The following is a 24,950-nucleotide window of genomic DNA, read 5'->3' as shown; positions in this document are numbered from 1 at the left end:
CTCACCTTTCGGTTTCGAACTGCCAGGTCTCGGTCACGTCGAGCCGCGCTGCGGCGAACCGCAGCCGCGCCGGGGTTTCCGCGTCGGTCGCGTCGAAGAGCAGCCCGGCGACGTCGCCGCTGTGGGCGACCTGCACGCCGGCGGCCCCGGCGGCGCGGGCGACGGCGAGGATGTCGTCCAGCCCCGGTACCGGCAGGTGCCGCTGGTTGAGCAGGGTGCTGGCGGTGGCGACGCGGCCGAGCAGGCCCGCGTCGCCGTCGGCCACGGCCCGCCGCAGCAGGCCGCGCAGCGGGCGGAACGCCTCGATCTCCCACGACGTGTAGCGCGCGGGCGTGAGTTCGAGGGTGTCGACGCCGCGCCCGCCCGGGCTGGTGCCGAAACCCAGGACGGACAGCGGCATCAGCTCGCCGAGGTCCTCGATCGGCTCGCCTTCGCGGTGCGCGAAGACCACCGCCCGGCCGCCGTACATCAGCGAGTCGGACGCGGTTTCGGCCTCGACGGCCAGCGCGCCGACCTCGGCCGCCGGAAGATCGCGGCCGGTCGCGGCGAGGACCGCGCCGATCGCCGACGTCACGTCCGCCGTCGAGGAGCCGAAGCCGCGGCACAGCGGGATGTCGCTGGTGAGGTCGAGCAGCCCGCCCGGCACCGGGTGGCCGAGCCGGGCGAGGGTGAGGTCGGCGGCGCGGCGGGCCTTGCCGCGCCACGCGGGCCGCACGGTCGTGCCGGTGTCTTCGGTGGGCAGGAAGGTGGCGCGGGTGCTGTAGAGCGGGCAGGGCAGGGTGACCAGGCCGCGGCGCAGCCGGCCGCCGGTGACGAACACCCCTTGCAGGATCTCGCCGTGGTGGGCGTCGACGCGGAAGCTGCCCGCGCGCGGACTGGTAACGGTGGCGGGGGCCGGTGCGGCGACCGCGAGGTCTTCGGTCATGGCGTTCTCCTTCACTCGTCGGCGGTCACGGCGAGCCCGGCCAGCACGGCGCGGGCCAGCTCCGCCACGTGCGGCGGTTCGACCATGTCCCAGTGGTGGCCCGGGACCGGCGTCACCGTGAGCTCGCCGCGCGTGCGGGCGCGCCAGCTCTCCGGCCGGACCTCCGGGCGGCCCTTCACCGGGTGGGTGCCGGTGGAGGTGATGAGGTGGATGCCGGTGTCGACGACCGCCCGGCAGCGGTAGGCCTCGACGGCGTCCTTGCCGGCCAGGTAGACCCGCGCCATCTGCTCGACGACGGCGTTGCCCGCGACTTCCGAGACCATGCCGCGGTCCCGGGCCTCGGCGAGCATCTCGTCGAGGGTGTCGACGGCGCCCGGTGCCAGCTTCAGCACGGCCTCGCCGAACCAGGCCAGCGGGTCGCTGGTGTCCACCTCCGGCAGCGGGTTGCCGTAGTCGTCGACGCCGAGCACGGTCGCGTCGATGATGCACAGGTGCTCGACGGCCCGGCCGGCGTTTTCCAGCTGGGCGGCCATTTCGAAGGCCACCGACCCGCCCTGGGACCAGCCCGCGAGCCGGATCGGCCGGTCCCCCACCACCGACAGCAGGTCGGCGACGAAGGCCGCGGCCAGCTCTTCGATGGTGTGCACCGGGTCCTCGCCGGGTGCGAACCCGGGCGCCTGCAGGCCGAACACCGGCAGCGCCGGATCCAGCTCGGCCACCAGCTGGAGGTACGGGAACGGGCTCCCGGCGGTCGGTGGCAGCAGGAACAGCGGCGCGACGCCCGCACGCCCCGGCGACAGCGGCACGACCAGGCCGCCGCCGTGGTCCCCGGCGCGGATGAGATCGGCCAGCGCGCGGATCGTCGGCGCTCGGAACACCTCGGCCAGTCCGACGGTCGCGCCCAGCTCGGCCTTGATCCGGTCGACCAGCACGACCGCCAGGAGCGAGTGGCCGCCGACGTCGAAGAAACCGTCGGTGACGCCGACGCGCCGGCCCAGCAGGTCCTCCCACAGCTTGGCCAGCGCCATCTCCAGCTCGTCGCGCGGCAGGACACCGGAGGTCGACACCGGTGCCGCGTCCGGGGCCGGCAGGGCGACCCGGTCGATCTTGCCGTTCGACGTCAGTGGCAACGTGTCCAAAGTGGTCAGTGTCGCCGGGACCATGTACTCCGGCAGCCGGTCGGACAAGCGCGCCCGCAGCGCGTCTACGTCGACAGTGGACGGTGATACGTAACCGGCGAGGGCGCCGTCGCGGACCACGGCGACTGCCTCGGTGACGCCGGGGCCGCCGACGAGCGCGGCCTCGATCTCGCCCAGTTCGATGCGGTAGCCGCGGACCTTGACCTGGTGGTCGGTGCGGCCGACGAACTCCAGCCGGCCGTCCGGCAGGTAGCGGGCCAGGTCGCCGCTGCGGTAGAGCCGGCCGGGCCCGAACGGGTTCGGCACGTACTTCGCGGCGGTCAGTCCCGGGTTGCCGGCGAAGCCGCGGGCGAGGCCGGCGCCGCCCGCGTACAGCTCGCCGGTGACGCCGACGGGAACCGGCCGCAGGTGCTCGTCGAGCAGGTAGACCTCGGTGTTCCAGATCGGGCGGCCGACCGAGATCGGCGTGGTCACGCACTCCGCGGCGGGCAGCAGGTTGATCACGTTGGCCACGGACGTCTCGGTGTGGCCGTACTCGTTGGCCACCACGACGTCCGGGGCGTGCTCGCGCCAGAACTCCAGGGCTTCGGCGGTGAGCTGCTCGCCGCCGACGACCAGGTGCGCGGCCGCGGCCGCCGCCTCCGGGGCGAGACACCGGCGCAGCGGCTCGAGGTGGGCCGGGGTGAGCTTGACGAAGCTGAACGTCCGGCCGCTGGACAGGACGTCGGCGAGCCCGGCGACCGGGTGCTCGTCCTCCGGGACCAGCGTCACCGTCGTGCCGCACAGCAGCGGCAGGAACAGCCCCGTGACGGTCAGGTCGAAGGCGAGCGACGAGTGCACCGGGGCGCCGTCGCCCTCGTCGGCGCGGTAGGCCTGGCGGCACCAGTCCAGGTAGTGGAGCACGCCCCGGTGGCTGATCATCACGCCCTTGGGCCGGCCGGTGGAGCCGGAGGTGTAGATGACGTAGGCGAGGTTCTCCGGGTCGACGACCGGGTCGGTCCACGGCACCGGGTCGTCGGCGACCGGCTCGTCGGCCAGGAGCACGACGTCACCGAGCTCCTCGCCCGCGAAGCGGCGGGTGGTGACGAGCACGTGGGCGCCGGCCTGGCGGAGCATGTACTCCTTGCGGTCCTGCGGGTACGCCGGGTCGAGCGGGATGTAGTGGCCGCCGGTCTTGAGGGTGGCCAGCAGGACCGGCAGCAGCAGCGGGCCGCGTTCGCAGAGCACGCCGACCGGGGTCTCGACGCCGACACCGCGCGCTCGCAGCCGCTGCGCCAGCCGGGTGGCGCGGTCCTCCAGCTCGGCGTAAGTCAGCTCGGTCTGCCCACAGCGGACGGCGATCGCGTCCGGGGTGGACGCGGCCTGCGCGGCGATCCGGCCGTGCAGCGTGCCGCGCAGATAGGGCTCGGCGGTGGCGTTCCAGGTCTCCAGGAGCAGCTTCCGCTCGTCCGCGCCGAGGATGTCCACTTCGGACAGCCGGACGCCGGGGCGGGCGGCCAGCTCGGTGAACAGCCGGACGAAGTGCTCGCCCATCCGCGCCATCCGGATCTCGTCGAACAACGCGGTCGCGTATTCCAGGACGCCCTCGACGGAACCGTCGGCCTGGCGGACGAAGGAGATCATCAGGTCGAACTTCGCCGTCGTCGAAGGCAGGTCCACCGGCGACACCCGCAGGTCGCCCAGGTCCGGCGAGCCGGACGAGGAGTCGTAAACGGCGAACATGACCTGGACGACCGGCGTGTGTGCGAGGTCGCGCTCCGGGGCCAGCTCCTTGACCAGCTGCTCGAACGGCAGGTCCTCGTGCGCCTGGTCGGCCAGGCGGGCCACGCGGACGCGGTCGGCGAGTTCCGCGAAGTCCGGATCGCCGGAGAGGTCGCCGCGGGCGACGACGGTGTTCACGAAGAAGCCGACCATGTGCTCCAGCTCGGCCCGGCCGCGGCCGGCGACCGGGGTGCCGACGGCGATGTCCTCGCGTCCGGTGTGCCGCCCGAGCACGACGTACGCGGCGGCGAGCAGCGTCACGAACGGCGTCGCGCCCGTCTGCTTTCCCTGATCAAGCACCGCTTCGGCGGCGGCCGAGGGGATCGTGAAGCGGACGGAGGCGCCGTGGTGGTCACGCTGGGCGGGCCGCGGGCGGTCGGCAGGCAGCTCCAGGGTTTCCAGTCCGGCGAGCCGCTCCTTCCAGTACGCGAGGTCGGCGGCGTGGGCGTCCGCTCGGGACTGTTCCCAGACCGCGAAGTCCGCATAGGACAGTTCGACCGGCGGCAGCTCGGCGCCGGTGTAGAGCTTGCGGAGGTCGTCCATCAGGATCGGCAGGGACCAGCCGTCGCAGGCGATGTGGTGGACGTTCAAGGCGAGCACGTGCCGCTCCGGCGCCTCCCGGACCAGCAGCGCCCGGAACACCGGGCCACTGGCCAGGTCGAAGGGACGGCTGACGTACTCGGTCAGCACGGTGTCCAGATCGCCTTCGACCACCGGCAGGTCGACCGGCGCCGGCGCCCCGATCACCTGGCGCGGCCGGTTGTGCTCCGCGGTGTACGTCGTGCGCAGGATCTCGTGCCGCGCCACCAGGGCGTCGAGGGACCGCCGGAGTGCATCGACGTCGAGCGGGCCCTCCAGCCGCAGGAGCAGCGGCACGGCGTACTCGGCGCTGTCCGGGTCGAGGCGGTCGAGGAACCACAGGCGCTGCTGCCCCGCCGACAGCGGCAGCGGGGCGCCGCGGTCGGCCCGGCCGAACGCCCGGGCCGGCGTCGCGGCCCGGCCGCGCAACCGCTTCGCGAGCACCGCGGCCCGCAGCCGGGCCGCCCGCTCGGCGTCGGCCTCCGGGCGGATGTCGAACGTGGTCATGCGCTGGCCTCCTCGGAAAGGGAGTCGAGGAGCTCCTGCTCGGACATGCCGGCGAGCTCGGCCTCGATCTCGGTGTGGACCACGGCGGCGAGCGCGGCGACCGTGGTGGTCTGGAACAGCACGGGCAGGGGCAGGTCCACCCCGAACGCGGCCTGCAGCCGCATGCGGACCTTGGCGGCGAGCACGGAATGCCCGCCGAGGGCGAAGAAGTCGTCGCCGAGCCCGACGCGGGGCACGCCCAGGACCTCGGCCCAGATGTCGGCGATCAGCTGTTCCTCGGGGCTGCCCGGAGCGACGTAGTCCGCCGTCTCCTCGGCTGGTTCGGGCAGCGCGGCCCGGTCGAGCTTGCCGGACGCGTTGACCGGCAGCGCGTCGAGCACGACGAACGCGCTCGGCACCAGGTGCTCCGGCAGCCGCTGCCCGAGGAACGTCCGCAGCTCGGCGGCCGGCACGTCGCCGGCGACGTAGGCGACCAGGCGTTTCTGCCCGGCCGGGTCGGGCTTGGCGAGCACGACCGCCGCGGTGAGCGCCGGGTGCGCCCGCAGCGCGGACTCGACTTCGCCGAGTTCGATGCGGAAGCCGCGGATCTTGACCTGGTCGTCGGTCCGGCCGAGGAACTCCAGGTCTCCGGCGCGGGTGCGGCGGACGAGGTCGCCGGTGCGGTACATCCGGCCGCCCGCCGGGTTCGCCACGAACCTTTGGGCCGTCAGTCCCGGCCGGCCGAGGTAACCGCGCGCCAAGCCCGGGCTCGCCACGTACAGCTCGCCCGCGACGCCCGGTGGCACCGGCTGGAGCCGGTCGTCCAGGACGTAGGCCTGCGTGTGCCGCAGTGCCTGGCCGATGGTCACCGGGGCACCGACCACCAGGGGTTCGGACACCGTCGAGACGACCGTGGCTTCGGTCGGGCCGTACATGTTGAGCATCCGCCGGCCGGGTGCCCACTTCGCGACCAGGTCGGGCGGGCAGACGTCGCCGCCGACCACGACCGTCCGGAAGTCCGGCAGGTCCGGGTCCTCGACCGTGGCCAGGGCCGCCGGCGGAATCAGCGCGTGCGTCACGCGGCCCTCGGCGAGGACGTCCCGCAGCTGGTCGCCCAGGAGCGGCCCGGGCGGCGTGACGACCAGCGCGGCCCCCGTCATCAGGGACGCGCACAGCTCCAGGATGGCCGCGTCGAAGCTCGGCGAGACGTACTGCAGCACCCGGTCGCCCGGGCCGACCTGGTAGGCGGCGATGGTGTTGGCCACCAGCGTGCCGAGGCCGGCGTGACTGACGACAACGCCCTTCGGCCGTCCTGTCGACCCCGACGTGTAGATCACGTACGCCGCGTTCTCGGGTTCGACTTCGACGTCCAGCGGACTGTCGTCCATTGTGGACACAGGAAGTTCTTCCAGGGTGAGCACCGGGTTCGCGTCGTCGAGCATGTAGCGGACGCGCTCGGCCGGGTAGCTCGGGTCGATCGGGAGGAACGCCGCACCGGTCTTGACCACCGCGAGCTGCGCGACGACCAGGTCGGCCGAGCGCGGCAGCAGCAGGGCGACCACCTTCTCCGGACCGGCCCCCTGACTTTGCAGGTACCGGGCGACGCGGTTGGCGGCCGAGTCCAGCTCGCCGTACGTGAGCGAGTCCGGTCCGGCCACGACGGCCGGAGCGTCCGGGTCGCACCGCACCTGCGCCTCGATCAGCTCGGCGAACGTTCCGCCGGGGGCGGCGTCGTCGATTGGGGCGATCTCGGCCGCGTCGAGCATCGGGACGCGGTCGACCGGACGCCGCGGGTCGGCGGCGAACCCGGTCAGCAGGCGCACGTATCGCTCGGCGAACGCAGCGACCGTGTCCTCGTCGAACAGCGCGACCGGGTACTCGAGGGCACCGCCGACCGTGCCATCGGCTTGCTCGCGCAGCACCATGGCGAGGTCGAACTTCGCCGCGCCCGTCTCGACCCCGACGGGCTCGCAGTCCAGGCCGGCGAACTCCCAGCCGCCTTGCGCCACCGTCTGCAGCGCGAACATCAGCTGTACCAAGGGGTTCCGGCCCGGGTCGCGGTCCGGCCGCAGCTCGGCGACGACCCGGTCGAACGGGACTTCCTGGCGGCTGAAGGAGTTCAGCGCCGTCTCGCGAACCCTTTCGAGCAGCTCGGTGAAGCCCGGTGAGCCGGTCAGGTCGGCGCGCAACGCCAAGGTGTTGACGAACTGGCCGATCAGCCGCTCGGTGTCCGGGTGGTCCCGGCCGGCGACCGGGCTGCCGATCGCGAACTCGCGCAGCCCGGTGTGCCGCGCGACGAGCACCTGGAACCCGGCGAGCAGCGTCATGAACAGGCTCGCCCGAGCCTCCGCGCCCACCTCGCCGAGGCGGGCGGCCAGCTCCGCGGGCACGCTGAACTCGTACCGCGCGCCTCGCGGGTCACGCACCGGCGGCCGCGGCCGGTCGGTGGGCAGCTGCACCACCTGCGGCACTCCGGCCAGCTGCGTCCGCCAGAACTCGACGTCCGCCTCGCTGGGCTGGGACCAGGCCGCGACGTCGGCGTACTGCACCGGCAAAGGCGGCAAGTCGGCGCCGGCGTAGAGGTCGCGCAGCTCCTCGGCGAGGATGCCTTCGGACCAGCCGTCGAGGACGATGTGGTGCGCCGACAGCGCCAGCACGTGATCGTCGTCGGCGAGCCGGCCGAGCGCGGCGGCGAACACCGGCCCGGTGGCGAGGTCGATGGGCTGCACCTGGAGGAACGGCACTGTCTCGTCGATCTCGGTGACGGGCAGCGGGACCGGCCCGGCTGGGTCGACGACCTGCTTCGGCTCGCCGTCGATCTCGACGAACCGGGTCCGCAGGATCTCGTGCCGGGCCACCAGCTGGGTCAGGGCGGCGGCCAGCGCGTCGACGTCGAGGGGGCCGCGGAGGCGGACCGCGTTCGGCACCAGGTACTCCGCGCTCGACGGCGCCATCCGGTCGGCCAGCCACATGCCGACCTGGACCCCGGCCAGTGGTGCGGGGCCGTCCGGCCGCTTCGGGATGGCCTCGAACTCGCGCTTGGTGGCGCGGGCGACGGCGTCGGCGAGTTCCGCGACCGTGGGCGAGTCGAAGATGAGCCGGATCGGGATGTCCGCCGAGAGCCGCTTGCGCAGCTCGGCGACCACCCGCACGCCCAGCAGGGAGTGCCCGCCCAGGTCGAAGAAGTTGTCGTCGGCACCGACCCGCTCGACGCCGAGGACGTGCTGCAGCACTTCGGCGACCAGTTCCGCGACCGCGCCTTCGGGGGCGCGGTACTCGGCCCCGGCGGCGGCCGGTGCCGGCAGCGCCTTGCGGTCGATCTTGCCGCTGGTCGTCGTCGGGAACTCGGGCAGCACGCTCAGCGCCGTCGGCACGAGGTAGACCGGCAGCCGCTCGCGCAGCTGCTCGCGGATCTCGGCCTCGGTGAGCGTGACACCGGCCTGCGGGGTGACGTATCCGGCGAGCCGCTTGTCGCCCGGCACCGGCTGCCACACCGTGACCGCGGCTTCGCGGACGCCGGGCAGCTCCAGGAGGACCTGCTCGACCTCGCCGGGTTCGACGCGGATGCCGCGGATCTTGACCTGCGAGTCCTGGCGGCCGAGGAAGGTCAGCGCGCCGTCGGGGGTGCGCAGGCCGCGGTCGCCGGTGCGGTAGAGCCGCTCCCCCGGCTCGAACGGGCTGGCGAGGAACGCCGACGCCGTCTTGCGCGGGTCGCCGAGGTAGCCGCGGGCCAGGCCGACGCCGCCGATGAACAGGTCGCCGGGGACGCCGACCGGGACCGGCCGCAGGTGCTCGTCGAGGACGTGGATCTGGTTGTTGGCGATCGGTGAGCCGACGCTCACCGAGCCCGCGCCTTGCAAGTCCGCCGGCACGCACTCGCGCATGGTCGAGTCGATCGAGACCTCGGTGGCGCCCCACTGGTTGTGCAGCGTGGCGGTCTCGCCCAGGCGGTCGAAGAACAGCTTCAGCAGTTCCGGCTGGAGCGCTTCGCCGCTGGTGATGACGTTGCGGACCGTCTTGAGCGCGGCCCGGTCGGCCGGGGTCAGCTGCTCCAGGAACAGCGTCAGCATGCTCGGGACGAACTGCAGGTTCGCGACCCGGTGCCGGATCGCGCCGTCGAGGATGGCGGCCGGGTCGCGGTGCAGGCCCGGCGGGATCAGCGCGACGCGCCCGCCGACGATGAGCGGCCACAGGCATTCCACGGCGGCGTCGTCGAAGACGAGGGTCGTCTTCTGCAGGACGCCTTCGCCCGGCTGGAGCCGGTAGGTGTCCTGGTGCCAGCGCAGCCGGTTGACCCAGCCGCGGTGGGTGCTGGCGACGCCCTTCGGTTTGCCGGTGGAGCCGGAGGTGTAGTAGATCGAGACGAGGTTGTCGGGATGGGTGGTGTCCGTTGCCGGTGCTGCCTCACCATCCAAGTTGGACACTTCGAGGAAGGTGACCTCGGAGCTTTTCGGCGTCGGCGCCCCTTCGTTGACCAAGCACACCGGTGACTGCGCGTCGCCGAGGATGCCGAGGACACGGGGTTCGGGGGCGTCGGTCTCGATCGGGACGAACGCGCCGCCGGCCTTGAGGATGGCGACCAGGCCGACGATCAGGTCGATCGAGCGGTCCATCCGCAGGCCGACCGGGACGTCCGGGCCGACGCCGTGCTCGGCGAGCCGCGCGGCGATGACTCCGGCTCGGCGTTCGAGTTCGGCGTAGCCGATGTGGTCGTCGAGGTATTCGACGGCGATCGCGTCCGGGGTCTTCTTCGCCTGCTCGGCGATGAGGTGGTGGAGGCAGACGTCCTCGTCGTAGGCGACTCGCGTGTCGTTGACGCCGTGGACGACGTGGTCCCGCTCGGTTTCGGTGAGCAGGTCGAGCTCGCCGATCGGGGTTTCGGGTGCTTCGGCGATCCTTCCGAGCAGGGTCGTGAAGTGGCCGGCGAGGCGCTCGATCGTCGTGGCGTCGAACAGGGCGGTCGGGTACTCGAAGATGCCGGTCAGGGCGCCGTCGGGGTCCTGGGCGAGGGCGAGTTCGAGGTCGAACTTGCTGACCTGGGTGTCGGCGGCGAGCTTTTCGACGGTCAGGTCCGGCAGTGCCCAGCCGGCCTCCTCGTTGTTCTGCAGGGCGAACACGATCTGCACGAGCGGCGTGCGGGTGAGGTCGCGCTGCGGGCGGAGGAGCTCGACGATCCGGTCGAACGGGACGTCGTCGTGGTCGAACGCGGCGAGGGTGCCGGTGCGGACCCGTTGGAGCAGTTCGGTGAAGGCGGGGTCGCCGGTCAGGTCCGCGCGCAGCGGCACGGTGTTGACGAAGTGGCCGATCAGCGGCTCGGTCTGCGGGTGGTTGCGGCCGGACACCGGGGTGCCGATGGCGAAGTCCCGCATGGCGGTGTAGCGGCTGATCAGGACTCCGAAGGCGGCCAGGACGGTCATGAAGAGGCTCGCCCCGTGCTCGGCGCCGAGTTCCTGCAGGCGGTGGACGACTCCGGCCGGGACGTGCACGGCGGTCTTGGCACCGGCGATGTCCCGGGTGAGCGGCCGCGGCCGGTCGGCGGGCAGCTCGGCGACGTGCGGCATGCCGTCGAGGGCGCGGCGCCAGAAGTCGAGTCCGGCTCGGTCGTCGGCCGCGGCCTGCCAGGCGGCGACATCGCCGAACTGCACCGGAAGGGCGGCGGGCTTCACGCCGGCGTAGTGGTCGCGCAGCTCCTGCGCCAGGACCCCCATGGACCACCCGTCGGCGACGATGTGGTGCATGACCAGCACCAGCACGTGGTCACGCTCCGCCACACGGGCCACTGCGGCGCGGAGGACGGGGCCGTGCTCCAGGTCGAGCGGGACGTCCAGCTGGGCGCGGACGAACGCCTCGACGTCGGGCACCTCGGTGACCGGCAGCGGCACCGGCCGCACCGGGTCCACCACCTGGACCGGCTCCCCCTCCACCTCCACGAACCGGCTGCGCAGCACCTCGTGCCGAGCCACCACCGCCGACAGCGCGCCACTCAACGCCGCCACGTCGAGGTCCCCGCCGATGCGCAACGCCAGCGGCACCAAGTACTCCGCCGAGCCCGGCGCGAGCCGTTCGGCGAACCACAACCCCCGCTGCACCGGCGACAGCGGCGTCCGCGTTCCGCGCGAGCGGACCGGGATCGGCGCGAAGTCCACAGTGGACGCCTCCGGCACCAGCCGCGCCAACGAAGCGATCGTCGGGGCCTCGAACAGCGCCCGCACCCCCAGCCGCACGCCGAACTCCGTGCGCATCCGGCCGGTCACCTTCGCCGCCAGCAGCGAGTGCCCGCCCAGCGCGAAGAAGTTGTCCGCCACCCCCGGCGCCGGAATCCCGAGCACGTCGGCCCAGATCCCGGCCAGCGCGACCTCGGTCGGAGTCCGCGGGGCCACGTGCCCGGCCACGACCCGCCGCGGCGCGGGCAACGCCGACCGGTCCAGCTTGCCGTTCGCGGTCCGCGGCAGCTCCGCCAACGGCACGATCACCGACGGCACCAGGTACTCCGGCAACCGCGCCGCGGCGAACTCCGACAGCACCGCGGGATCGACCGTTCCCACGACGTAGGCGACCAGCAGCCCGTCCCGGACCACGACCGCGGCCTGCGTGACCCCGTCGTGCCCGGCCAGCACGGCCTGCACCTCACCCGGCTCGACGCGGAAGCCGCGGATCTTGACCTGGTCGTCGGCCCGGCCGGCGTACTCGAGGACCCCGGAAGCGTTCCACCGCGCGAGGTCGCCCGTCCGGTACATCCGCTCACCCGGTACGAACGGCGAGGCGACGAACCGCTCGGCAGTCGCTCCCGGCGCACCGAGGTACCCCAGCGCCGTGCCGACCCCGGACAGGTACAGCTCGCCGACGACGCCCGCCGGCACCGGCCGCAGCCGCGCGTCGAGGACGTACGCGTGCTTGCCCACGAGCGGCCGCCCGATCGGCACCGGGCCGTCCACCGCCGTGACCTGGTGGAACGTGCTGAAGCCCATCGTCTCGGCCGGGCCGTACCCGTTGACCACCGCGACGTGCGGGTACTCCCGCAGCACCTTCGCCAGGTGCGCGGGCGAGGCCGCCTCGCCGCCGGTCATCGCGCGGCGGACCGTCGCGAACACCGCCGGGTGCTCGTCGACCAGGAAGTTGAACAGGCTCGCCGAGACGTCCAGCACCGTCACGCCGTGCGCCACGACCAGCTCCTCGATCAGCGCGGGCTCGGGCCGCTGGCCGGGCTGGAGCACGACCGTGCCACCCGAAAGGAGCGGGCCGAGCAACTGCGTGCCGAACGCGTCCCACGACACCGGCGCGCACTGCAACCACACGTCGTCCGGGCCGAACCCGGCGTAGTCCTGGCCGGTCAGCGTGCCGACGACCGCGCGGTGCGGGGCCGCGACCGCCTTCGGGACACCGGTCGAACCGGAGGTGAACATGACGACGGCGAGGTCGTCCGGGCTGCCGGGCAGGCCGAGGACACCGCCGTCGCGGACGGCTATCGCGGCCGCGTCGGCCACGACGTCGATCCGCCGCCAGGGCAGCTCACGGCCGTCGGTCAGCACGACCGCCGCCGACGTCCGCCGCAACGCGGAGACCAGGCGCTCGGCCGGGAAGTCCGTGTCCAGCACGGTGTAGGCCGCGCCCGCCTTGAGGACGGCGAGGAGCGCGACGGCCAGCCGCGGCGATCGTCCGATGTGGACACCGACCAGGTCGCCGGGCCGCACCCCCTCGGCCACCAGGTGCCGGGCGAGGCGGTTGGCCTCGGTGTCGAGCTGCCCGTAGGTGAGGGTCGAGCCCTCGAAGACCAGCGCGGTGGCGTCCGGCGCCCAGGCTGCCTGCCGCTCGACGAGCTCGTGCAGCCGCATCGCCGGCGCGGTCACCTGAGTCGAGCCGAAAGCCAGCAGTTCGGCCCGCTCGCCGGAACCGAGCACATCCAGGTCCACAACGGATACGTCCGGTGTCGCGACGGCCGCGGTGAGGAACCGCGTGAACCGCTCGGCGATGGCGGCAGCCGTGGCTGCGTCGAACAGGTCGGTCGCGTACTCCAGCTGCCCGGTCAGGCCGGCCGGGGTGCCGTCGGCAGCGTGGTTCTCCTCGATGCCCGCGGTGAGGTCGAACTTGGCGACGTCCCGGCGGACCGTGACCCCTTCGGTGGCCAGCCCGGGCAGGCTGACCTGCGCGGTCGCGTTGTTCTGCAGCACCAGCATCACCTGGAACAGCGGGTGCCGGGCCGCCGATCGGGCCGGGTTCAGCTCCTCGACAACGCGCTCGAACGGGACGTCGGCGTGCGCCAGCGCGGCCAGCCCCGCGTCCCGGACCCGGGCCACGAGCTGCCGGAACGTCGGCTGCCCGGAGACGTCCGTCCGCAGGACGAGGGTGTTGACGAAAAACCCGGCGAGGTCGTCCAGCGCGGTGTCCCCGCGCCCCGCGACGGCAGTACCCAGCGGCACGTCGTCCCCGGCGCCGAGCCGGGACAACAAGGCCGCGAACCCGGCCTGCAGGGCCATGAACAGCGTCGCGCCGCTGCCCCGGGCCAGGTCGGCCAGTCCCTTGTGGACTTCCGCGCCGAGCGCGAACTCCACGGAACCGCCGCGGTGGCTCGCGACGGCCGGGCGGGCCCGGTCGGCGGGCAACGCCAGCTCCTCGGGCGCGCCGGCGAGGGTGTCGCGCCAGAACGCGAGCTGGCCGGCGAGCTCCGGTTCGTCGAGGACTTCGCGCTGCCACAGCGTGTAGTCCGCGTACTGCACCGGCAGCGGCGCCCAGTCGGGCGCGTGCCCGCCGAAGCGGGCCGCGTAGGCGGTGGCCAAGTCTCGCCACAGCGGCGCGGCCGACCAGCCGTCGGACGCGATGTGGTGCAGCACCAGCAACAGGACGTGGTCGTCGGCGGAGACCGAGACCAGGTGCGCCCGGATCGGCAGCTCGGTGCGCAGGTCGAACACGTGCGCCGCGGCCTCCGCGAGAACGTCCGGCAACGAGTCCTCAGTGGACTCGACGAACGTCCACGGCACCTCAAACGTCGCCAGGATCTCCTGCCACGGCTCGCCTTCGTGTGACGGGAACACCGTCCGCAGCGACTCGTGCCGCTCGACGACGTCGGCCAACGCCCTTTGCAGAGCGGCCACGTCGAGGTGGCCACGCAGGCGGAGCGCACGCGGGACGTCGTAGCCCGCGTTGGCCTCCTCGGCCTGGTCGACGAACCACAGCCGCTGCTGCGCGAACGACAGCGGCAGCCGGTCCGGCCGCTCCCGGCGGGTCACGGGCGGCCGCGCCGGGGCCGCGTCGCCGAGCACCTCGGCGAGCCCGGCGACGGCCGGCGTGCGGAACAGGTCCCGGATGCCCAGCTCGACGCCGAGCACCGCCCGGACGCGGCCGATCAGCCGGGCGGCCAGCAGCGAATGCCCGCCCAGGTCGAAGAAACCGTCGTCCAAGCCGACCTCGGGCAGCCCGAGCACTTCCGCGAACAGTCCACAGAGGACGTTCTCGGTGACCGTCCGGGGACGGCGACGCGAACCGGCCGCGAAGTCCGGTGCGGGCAGGGCGCGCCGGTCGAGCTTGCCGTTGGCGGTCCGCGGCAGCTCGGGCAGCGGCACGATCGCGGACGGCACCAGGTAGTCGGGCAGCCGCTCGGCCAGGTACGCCCGCAGCGCGGCGGGTTCGGCGGTACCGACGACGTACCCGATCAGCCGGCCGTCGCGGACGACGACCGCCGCCTGCTCGACGCCGTCGTGCCGCGCCAGCACCGCCCGCACCTCGCCGGGTTCGACGCGGAAGCCGCGGACCTTGACCTGGTCGTCGGCGCGGCCGACGTACTCGATGACACCGTCGGCGCGCCAGCGGACGAGGTCGCCGGTGCGGTACATCCGCTCTCCCGGAACGAACGGCGAAGCCACGAACCGCTCGGCCGTCGCGGCGGGCAGGCCGCGGTAGCCGTCGGCGAGGCCGTGGCCCGCGAGGTACAGCTCCCCCGTCACGCCGGGGGCGACCAACGCCAAGTGCGCGTCGAGGACGTACGCGCGCTTGCTCGCGACGGGACGGCCGATCGGGATGGCCGTGCCGCCGAGGTCAGCGTCGGTGATCGGGTGGAACGTCGTGTAGCCCATGCTCTCGGCCGGGCCGTAGCCGTTGATCAGCCGGACGTCCGGGTACTCGCGCAGCGCCTTGGTGACGTGCTCGACGGACGCCGGCTCGCCGCCGGTCATCGCGCGACGCAGCACGGTGAAGACCTGCGGTTCCTGGTCGAGGAGGTAGTTGAACAGGCTCGCCGACGCGTGCAGGACGGTGACGCCGTGCTCGGCGACCAGCGCGGCGATCCGCTCCGGCTCGGGGTTCTGGCCGGGCTGCAGGACCGTGCGGCCGCCGTAGAGCAGCGCGCCGAACAGCTGGAGCGCGAAGCCGTCCCACGAGACCGGGGCGCACTGCAGCCACACCTGGTCGGCGTCGAAGGTGGCGTAGCCCTGACCCATGGTGGCGACGACCCCGCGGTGCGAAGTCGCGACGCCCTTGGGCACCCCGGTCGAGCCGGAGGTGAACATGACGCAGGCCAGGTCGGCCGGGGTCAGCCCGACGTCCGGGTTCGTGCGGTCCGGGTGACTCGGCAGGGACTTCAGCACCCGCCGCACACCGGCCTGTTCGGTGACGGCGGCCAGCCGCTCGGCCGGGTAGCTCGGGTCCAGCAGCGTGTAGGCGGCCCCGGACTTGAGCACGCCCAGCACCGCGATCGCGAAGTCGAAGCCGCGCTCCATCAGGACACCGACCACTTCACCGCGGCGGACTCCGTCGTCGAGGAGGTGGTGTGCGACCTCGTTGGCGCGGGCGTTCAGCTCGCCATAGGTCAGCGACTCGCCCTCGAACAGGATCGCGACGGCGCCGGGGTCCTGCCGTTCGACGATCGTGTGCAGGCAGTCTTCCGGCGCGTCGCTCACCTGAACGGCGTTGCCCACCGCCAGGACGAGGTCGCGCTCGCCGGTGGTGAGCACGTCGTACGCCGTCACCGGCTTCGCGGGTGCGTCGGCGATCTGTTCCAGCAGCCGCACGAAAGCGTTCGCCAGCCGCGCGGCGGTGGCGGCGTCGAACAGCGCGGTGGCGTACTCGAACGCACCGGTGATCCCACCGCCGTTGCCGTGCTCCTCCAGGGCGGCGGTGAGGTCGAACTTGGCGACCGCGCGGGCCACCTCGTACGGCTCACACTCCACTCCGGACAGCACGGGCGCCGGGGCGTCCTGCTGCAGCACCAGCATCACCTGGAAGAGCGGGTGCCGCGCGGCCGACCGCGCGGGGTTCAGCTCCTCGACGAGCCGCTCGAACGGGACGTCGTCGTGCTCGAACGCGCTCAGATCGGCTTCGCGGACGCGGTCCAGCAGCTCGGTGAACGTCGGTGCGCCGCTGAGGTCCGTGCGCAGGACGACGGTGTTGACGAAGAACCCGACGAGGTCGTCGAGCGCCGGGTCGGGCCGGCCGGCGACCGGGGTGCCGATGGGAACGTCGTCGCCGGCGCCGAACCGCGCCAGCAGCGTCGCGAGCGCGGCCTGCAGGACCATGAACAGGGTCGCGCGCTGCCCGGCCGCCAGCTCCAGGAGCCGGGCGTGCAGCTCGGCCGGGATCACGACGGCGGCGGACCCGCCGGTGTGGTCCGCGGTGGCGGGCCGGACGCGGTCGTAGGGCAGCGCGAGTTCCTCGGGCAGGCCGGCGAGGGCATCCGTCCAGTACGCGAGGTCGCCGTCGAGTTCTCGTTGCCACAGCGTGTAGTCCGCGTACTGCACGGGCAACGGTGTCCACTCGGGAGCGTCGCCGTCGAGCCGGGCGGCGTAGGCGGTGGCCAGGTCGCGCAGCAGGACCGGGATCGACCAGCCGTCCCCGGCGATGTGGTGGGTCAGCACGAGCAGGACGTGCTCGTCGCCCTCGCCGAACAGCCACGCCCGCACCGGCGGCGCGGCGGCCAGGTCGAACGGCGTCCGCGCGGCGTCGGCGACCGAGCCGGTGCCGATCTCGAACGGGACCTCGAAGGAGTCCAGGATCACCTGGTACGGGCCGGCCTCGTCCTCCGCGTAGTACGTGCGCAGGGCTTCGTGCCGACCGGCCACATCGGACAGCGCGGTCGCGAGCGCGGCGGCGTCGACGTCGCCACGCAGCCGCAGCGCGATCGGCATGTGGTACGCGGTGTCGTCACTGTCCATCTTGGCCAGGAACCACAACCGCTCCTGACCGGGCGCCAGCGGCAGGCGGTCCGGCCGCGAGCGCCGCGTGACGGCCGGGCGCGCCGCGACGGCGGCACCGAGGCTCTCGCTGAGCCCGGCGACCGTCGGGGTCGCGAACAACGCCCGCACGGTGACGTCCAGGCCGAGGACCGCGCGGATCCGCCCGGCCAGCCGGGTGGCCAGCAGGGAGTGGCCGCCCAGGTCGAAGAAGCCGTCGTCGATGCCGACCTCGGGCACCCCGAGGACCTCGGCGAACAGCTCGCACAAGGCGTGTTCGCGCGCGGTCCGCGGGACCCGGCCGGCGCCGCTCTCCAGGGCCGGTGCGGGCAGGGCCTTGCGGTCCAGCTTGCCGTTCGGGGTCCGCGGCAGCTCGTCGAGCAGCACGAACGCCGACGGCACCATGTACCCGGGCAGCGCGGCCGCCAGGTGCCGGCGCAGGTCCTCGACGTCGACCGGCTCGCTGGGCACGACGTACGCGACCAGGCGCTTGTCGCCGGGCCGGTCCTCGCGGACGACGACCGCGCGCAGCGCCACCGCCGGGTGCGCGGCCAGGACCGTCTCGATCTCGCCCAGCTCGATGCGGAAGCCGCGGATCTTGACCTGGTGGTCGACGCGGCCGAGGAAGCGGATCTCGCCGTCACGGCGGCGCGCGACCAGGTCGCCGGTGCGGTACATCCGCTCGCCGTCGCCGAACGGGCTGGCCACGAACCGGTCGGCGGTGAGGTCCGGGCGGCCGAGGTAGCCGCGCACGACACCGTCCCCGGCGATGTACAGCTCACCCGGCACGCCCGGCGGGACCGGCCGCAGCGCGCGGTCGAGCACGTGGACCTGCGTGTTCGCGATGGCCGTGCCGATGGTCGGCGAGCCCTCGCCGACGCGGGCGGTCGTCGACCAGATCGTCGTCTCGGTCGGGCCGTACATGTTGGTGACCGACGCGGCCCGGGCCCGCAGCGCGACGGCGAGGTCGTCGGGCAGGGCTTCGCCGCCGACCAGGACGTGCACGGCCGAGAGGTCGACCGGCTCGGCCAGCAGTGCGTGGAACAGGCTCGGCGTCGCTTGCAGGAGCGTGACGTCCTCGGCGAGCGCGGCCAGGGCGCGGGTGTCGCGCACGTCGTCGCGGCTCGCGAGCACGACGGTCGCCCCGGCGAGCAGCGGCGCGAAGATCTCCAGGCCGGCGATGTCGAAGCCGACGGTCGTGACCGCGAGGAGCCGGTCCCCCGCCGTCATCCCGAACCGGTCGACCATGTCGAGCAGGAAGTTCAGCAGCGGCCGCCGCGGCACGACGACGCCCTTGGGGCGGCCGGTCGAGCCGGACGTGAAGATCACGTACGCCGGGCTGTCGGGCGACGCGGTGTGCGCCAGGTTCCCGGTGTCCTCCGCGAAGACGAGATCGTCGCGGGTCAGGACCAGGGCCGGGTCGGCGTCCTCCAGCATCATCGCCAGCCGGTCGGCCGGATACTCCAGGTCGAGCGCGAGGTAGCCGGCGCCGGTCTTGAGCACGGCGAGCATCGCGATGATCAGCTGCTCGTCGCGCGGCAGCGCCAGGGCGACGTACCGCTCGGGCCCGGCACCGCGGCCGGCCAGGTGGTGGGCGAGCCGGTTGGCCCGGGTGTTCAGCTCGGCGTAGGTCAGCGTCGTCGCGCCGAACTCCAGCGCGGGCGCGTCCGGCGTTGCGGCGGCCTGAGCCTCGAACAGCTCGATGACCGAGGTGTCGGGCAGCGGTCGCGCCGTCTCGTTGTTGGCCGTGTCGATGGCCGTGCGTTCGCCGTCCGACAGCAGGTCCACAGTGGACAAGGCCGTCTCGGGTGCGGCGACGGCCGCGGACAGGAGCCGGACGAACCGGTCGGCGAGGTCGGCCGCGGTGCCTTCGTCCAAGAGGTCGGTCGCGTACTCCAGGTACCCGCCGATGCCGGCCGGTTCCCCGTCGGCGCCGGTGTTCTCCTCCAGGTTGAGCGTGAGGTCGAACTTGGCGGTGTCGGTGGTCACCGGGACGTCCGCCGCGGCCAGGCCGGGCAGGGTCAGGTTGGCCGCGACGTTGTTCTGCAGCGCCAGCATGACCTGGAACAGCGGGTGCCGCGCGGTCGAGCGCGCCGGGTTCAGCCGCTCGACGACCCGCTCGAAGGGGACGTCGGCGTGGTCGAACGCCGTCAGCGCGGTCTCCCGGACCCGCCGCACGAGTTCGGTGAAGCTGGGATCTCCGCTGAGGTCGGTGCGCAGGACGAGCGTCGTGACGAAGAAGCCGACGAGGTCGTCGAGCGCGGCGTCGGGACGGCCCGCCGAGGGGGTGCCGACGGCGACGTCGTCCCCGGCGCCGAGCCGCGACAGCAGCGCGGCGAACCCCGCCTGCAGCACCATGAACAGCGTCGCGTGCTCGCCGCGAGCGAGGTCGAGGAGCCGGGCGTGCAGGTCCGCGTCGAGGCGCACGGGCAGCGTGGCGCCGCGGTGGCTCGCGACCGGCGGGCGCGGGTGGTCGAAGGGCAGGCCGATCTCGTCGGGCAGCCCGGCGAGCGCCTCGGCCCAGTAGCCGAGGGAGTCGTCGGTCAGCTCCTGTTGCCACAGCGCGTAGTCCGCGTACTGGACCGGCAACGGTGTCCACTTCGGACTTTCACCGGCGAGGCGGGCGGCGTAGGCCGTCGACAGGTCACGCAGCAGCGGGGCGAAAGACCAGCCATCGCCGGCGATGTGGTGGGTGACGAGCACCAGCACGTGGTCGTCGCCCTCGCGCCGCAGTGCCGCGCGGATCGGCAGGTCGATGGCCAGGTCGAACTCGCGCGCGGCGAACTCGGCGACGTCCACCGCGGCTTCGGTCCACGGCAGCTCGGTGAGCGGCCGGATCTCCTGACGCGGCACGCCGTCGGTGTCCGGGAACACCGTCCGCAGGGCCTCGTGGCGCTCGACGACGTCGGCGAACGCCTGGCGCAGCGCCGTGACGTCGAGGGGGCCGGTCAGCCGGAGCGCGCGGGGCACGTTGTAGGTCGCGCCGGCCCGGTCGAGCTGCTCGACGAACCACAGGCTGCGCTGCGCCGACGAGAGCGGCAGGACGTCCGGACGCGGCCGGGCCACGACGGCGGGCCGGGCGGCCCGGGCGCTGTCCAGGACCGCGGCCAGGCCGGCGACGGTCGGTGCGCGGAAGACGTCGGCGACGCCGATCCGGGCACCGAGCACCGACCCGATCCGGGCGACGAGCCGGGCGGCCAGCAGGGAATGCCCGCCGAGGGCGAAGAACCCGTCGTCGACGCCGACCGTCTCGACCCCGAGCACGTCGGCGAAGAGTCCACAGAGGACCTCCTCGCGCGGGCTGCGGGGCGCGCGGCTCGTGCTGGTGCGCTCGGGTGCGGGCAGCGCCCGGCGGTCGAGCTTGCCGTTGGGGGTCAACGGCAGCGCGTCGAGTAGGACGAACGCGCTCGGCACCAGGTGTTCCGGCAGCCGCTCCGCAAGGTACGCGCGGAAGTCGGCGGGGTCGCCGACAACGTAGGCGACCAGGAGCTGCTGGCCCGGCCGGTCCTCGCGGACGACGACCGCCGACTCCGTCACGGCCGGGTGCGTGCCCAGCACGGTCCGGACCTCGCCCGGCTCGACGCGGAACCCGCGGATCTTGACCTGGTCGTCGGCGCGGCCGACGTACTCGAGGACGCCGTCGGCGCGGCGGCGCACCAGGTCGCCGGTGCGGTACATCCGCTCCCCCGACTGATGAGGGCTGGCCACGAACCGCTCGGCGGTCAGGCCGGGCCGGCCGACGTAGCCGTCCGCGATGCCGCCGCCCGCGGCGTACAGCTCGCCGACGACGCCGGGCGCGACCGGCCGGAGCCGCTCGTCGAGGACGTACGCGCGCTTGCCGTTCAGCGGCACGCCGATCGGGATGGGCGCGTCGAGATCCGCCGGCGTGACGCGGTGCGAGCTGACGAAGATCATGTTCTCGACGGGGCCGTAGCCGTTGGTGAACGCGACATCCGGGAAGCTTTCGAGCGCTTTCGCCAGGTGCGTGACCGAGGCGGCCTCACCGCCGGTGTAGACGTCGCCGACCCGCGTGAAGACGGCCGGGTACTCGTCGATCAGGAAGTTGAGCAGGCTGGCCGAGACGAACATCGTCGTGACGCCGTGCCGCTCGACCAGCTCGGCGATGAGCGCGGGCTCGGGCTTCGGGCCGGGCTGCAGGACGCAGGCGGCGCCGGTGAGCAGGGCGCCGAACAGCTCGAACGCGAAGGCGTCCCAGGAGACGGGCGCGGTCTGCAGCCAGACGTCGCCGGCGTAGCCCTGGCCGAGGATCGTGGTGACGACGGCTTCGTGGGAGGCGACGACGCCCTTGGGCATGCCGGTGGAGCCGGAGGTGAACATGACGCAGGCGGGCCCGGCCGGGCTGACCGCGCGGCTTGGTGCGGCCGGCCCGGCGTCCACTTCGGACAGGTCGTCGAGCACGACCGGGGCGTCGACCTGCTCGGCGAGGAGCTGACGGCGTTCGGCGGGGAACGACGGGTCCAAGAGCGTGTAGCCGCAACCGGCCTTGAGCACGCCGAGGATGGCGGCGACCAGGTCCGGGCCGCGGTCGAGGCAGATCGCGACGATCCGGCCGGGATCGACGCCGGCCAGGAGCGCGGCGACGCCGTTGGCGCGGGCGTCCAGCTCGGCGTAGGTGACGACCTGGTCCTCGAACAGCAGCGCAGTGCGGTCCGGGGTGCGGCGGGCGTGGCCTTCGACGACCTCGTGCAGGGTGACGGCCGGCGCGGCGGGCGCGAGCAGGCCGCCCGTCTCGGCCTGGCGCCGCTCGGCCGGGTCGAGGAGGTCGAGGTCGCCGACGCGGGTGTCCGGGTCGGCGGCGACGGCGGCCAGGACGCGCAGGAGGCGGGCGGCCAGCGTGGCGGCGGTGGCGCGGTCGAACAGGTCGCTCGCGAACTCCAGGAGGCCGGTCAGCTCGCCGTCGCGCTCCTCGAAGATCGCGGCCAGGTCGAACTTCGCGTAACCGATGTCGACGCGTTCGCCGGTGGCGCGGACGCCTGGCAGGTTCAGCTCCGCAGCCAGGTTGTTCTGCAGCACCAGGAGCACCTGGAACAGCGGGTGGCGGCCGAGCGACCGCGCCGGGTTCAGCTCTTCGACGACCCGCTCGAACGGCACCTCGGAGTGCTCGAACGCGGCCAGGCAGGTTTCGCGGGCGCGGTTCAGCAGTTCGCGGAACGTCGGGTCGCCGCCGGTGGCGGTGCGCAGGACGACGGTGTTGACGAAGAAGCCGACGAGGTCGTCCAGGGCGGCGTCCGTGCGGCCCGCGACCGGCGAGCCGACCGGGACGTCGTCGCCCGCGCCGAGGCGGGTGAGCAGGGCGGCGAACGCGGCCTGCAGGACCATGAACAGCGTCGCGCCTTCCGCCGCGGCCAGGTCGGCCAGCTTGCGGTGGACGTCGGCGGGGACGTCCATCGGGACGACACCGCCGCGGTGGCTCGCGACCGCCGGGCGTGGGCGGTCGGTGGGCAGCGGCAGTTCTTCGGGCAGCCCGGCCAGGGTGTCACGCCAGTAGGCGAGGTCCCGCTCCACGGGGAGTTCTTGTTGCCACAGCGTGTAGTCGGCGTACTGGACCGGCAGCGGAGTCCACTTCGGAGGGTTGCCGGTGACGCGGGCGGTGTAGGCGGCCGACAGGTCGCGCAGGAGCGGGGCGAAGGACCAGCCGTCGCTCGCGATGTGGTGCACGACCAGCAGCAGCACGGCGGTGTCGCCGGGCAGGGTGAACAGGGTGGCGCGGATCGGCAGTTCGCGGGCGAGGTCGAAGCCGGCTTCGGTGGCGGCGGTCAGGCCGTCGGCCAGGGTGTCCTCAGTGGACTGTTCGATCGACAGCGGGACTTCGCCGGACGTCAGGATGTGCTGCACCGGCTCGTCGCCGTCGCGGGTGAAGACCGTGCGGAGGGCTTCGTGGCGGGCCACGACGTCCCCGACGGCCAGCCGCAGCACATCGGCGTCGACCGGGCCGTCGAGGCGGACGGCCTGCGGGACGTGGTAGCTGGCGTTCCCGGTGTCGGCCTGGTCGAGGAACCACAGCCGGCGCTGCGCGAACGACAGCGGCATCGGCTCGGGACGGTGGCGCGGGGTCAGGGCCGGGCGCGCTTCGGGGGCGTCTTCGAGGAGGTCGGCCAGGCCGGCCGGGGTCGGCGCGCGGAAGACGTCGCCGATGCCGGCCTCGACACCGAGGGTGGCGCGGATGCGCGAGACGAGCTTGGCGGCCAGGAGGGAGTGGCCGCCGAGGGCGAGGAAGCCGTCGTCGATGCCGACGCCGTCGACGCCCAGGATCTCGGAGAACAGCTCGCACAGCGCGGCCTCGCGCGGGGTGCGCGGGGCGCGGCCGGTGCGGGCGGCGGACCAGTCCGGGGCGGGGAGGGCCTTGCGGTCGAGCTTGCCGCTCGGGGTCAGCGGCAGATCATCGAGCACGACGAACGCGGCCGGGACCATGTATTCCGGCAGGTTCTCGGCGAGCGCCGCGTGCAGGGCGTCGATGTCGGGAGCGGCGCCGTCCGGGACGACGTAACCGACCAGGCGCTGGTCGCCTTCGCGGTCTTCGCGGGCCAGCACGCAGGAGCCGCCGATGCCGGGCTGCCGGTCGAGGACGGCCTCGATCTCGCCCAGCTCGACGCGCAGACCGCGGATCTTGACCTGGTGGTCGGTGCGGCCGAGGTAGTGCAGGGCACCGTCGGCGGACCAGCGGGCGAGATCGCCGGTGCGGTACATCCGCTCCCCCGGCTGATGAGGGCTGGCCACGAACCGCTCGGCAGTGAGGCCGGGCCGGCCGTGGTAGCCGCGGGCCAGCTGGATCCCGGCGAGGTACAGCTCGCCGGCGACGCCGGGCGCGACCGGCTTCAGTTCGGCGTCCAGGACGTACGTTCGGGTGTTCCACACCGGACGTCCGATGGGGACGGTCGTTTCTCCGGGCTTGCACGCCCAGTACGTGACGTCGACCGAGGCTTCGGTCGGGCCGTACAGGTTGTGCAGCTCGACGCCCGGGAGCGTGGCGAAGAACCGGGTCTGCAGCTCGGCCGGCAGGGCCTCGCCACTGCACAGGACGCGGCGCAGGCCGGTGCAGGTGGCGGCGGCGGGGTCGAGCAGGAACGCCTGCAGCATCGACGGGACGAAGTGGACGGTCGTGATCCGCTCGGTGCGGATGAGCTCGGCCAGGTAGGCCGGGTCGCGGTGGCCGCCGGGACGCGCGACGACGAGCGTGGCGCCGGTCAGCAACGGCCAGAAGAACTCCCAGACGGAGACGTCGAAGCTGGACGGCGTCTTCTGCAGCACGCGGTCTTCTTCGCTGAGGCCGTATTCCGCCTGCGTCCACATGAGACGGTTGACGATGCCCTCGTGCGGCACCAGGACGCCCTTGGGACGGCCGGTGGAGCCGGAGGTGTAGATCACGTACGCGAGGTCCTTTGTGGACGTACTTGCTGCCGGCACTGGCGGGGCGGAGAAGTCCACGGCGTCGAGGAGGATGGTCTCGGCGTCGATTCTCCCGGCCAGGTGGGTCTGGGTGAGGACGACCGGCGCGGCGCTGTCGGCGACCATGTAGGCCAGCCGGTCGGCCGGGTAGTCCGGGTCGAGCGGGACGTAGGCGCCGCCGGCCTTGAGCACCCCCAGCAGGGCGATCACCAGCTCAAGGCTGCGGTCGGCGCACACGCCGGTGAGGACACCGGGGCCCACGCCCCGCTCGACCAGGAGGTTCGCGAGCCCGTCGGCCCGCCGGTGGAGTTCGCGGTAGGTCAGGGACTCGCCTTCGAACACCACCGCCGGCGCGTCCGGGGTGCGGGCCGCCTGCTCGGCAAGCAGCCGGGTCAGCGTGCGGCCCGCTTCCGGGACGTCGGTGGTGGTGTCGTTCCAGGCCGCCAGCAGCTGCCGGGCGTCGTGGTTCACGGTGATCAGCTCCAGTTCGTTCAC

General features: G+C 73.5%; 3 protein-coding genes. All 3 read right to left on the bottom strand.

Annotated features, from left to right (window positions below):
- Window position 1 precedes the first annotated feature (1 nt).
- From ABFJ78_RS09265 to ABFJ78_RS09255, 3 genes are read right to left on the bottom strand one after another with little or no spacing between them, the layout of a single operon-like run.
- Window positions 2-925, bottom strand: a complete 924-nt coding sequence (locus ABFJ78_RS09265; protein WP_436385464.1) for a GHMP family kinase ATP-binding protein — start codon at window positions 923-925, stop codon at window positions 2-4.
- Between the two features lie 11 nt (window positions 926-936).
- The gene (locus ABFJ78_RS09260; RefSeq protein WP_436385463.1) at window positions 937-4,911 is read right to left on the bottom strand and encodes a non-ribosomal peptide synthetase; all 3,975 of its coding nucleotides are present in this window, start codon (window positions 4,909-4,911) and stop codon (window positions 937-939) included.
- Window positions 4,908-24,950 carry a non-ribosomal peptide synthase/polyketide synthase gene (locus ABFJ78_RS09255; protein ID WP_436385462.1) on the bottom strand — a complete coding sequence of 6,681 codons (20,043 nt, stop codon included), beginning with the start codon at window positions 24,948-24,950 and terminating at the stop codon, window positions 4,908-4,910. The genes ABFJ78_RS09260 and ABFJ78_RS09255 overlap by 4 nt, the downstream gene beginning before the upstream one ends.

The organism is Amycolatopsis sp. MEPSY49, from assembly GCF_051337345.1.
Taxonomy (GTDB): Bacteria; Actinomycetota; Actinomycetes; order Mycobacteriales; family Pseudonocardiaceae; genus Amycolatopsis.
The sequence above is the reverse complement of the archived record's forward strand: the minus strand, read 5'-3'. Positions and strand labels throughout refer to the sequence as shown.

Coding starts and splice junctions, on each gene's coding strand:
- ABFJ78_RS09265 (WP_436385464.1), bottom strand. CDS start 925: ATGACCGAAGACCTCGCGGTCGCCGCACCGGCCCCCGCCACCGTTACC.
- ABFJ78_RS09260 (WP_436385463.1), bottom strand. CDS start 4,911: ATGACCACGTTCGACATCCGCCCGGAGGCCGACGCCGAGCGGGCGGCC.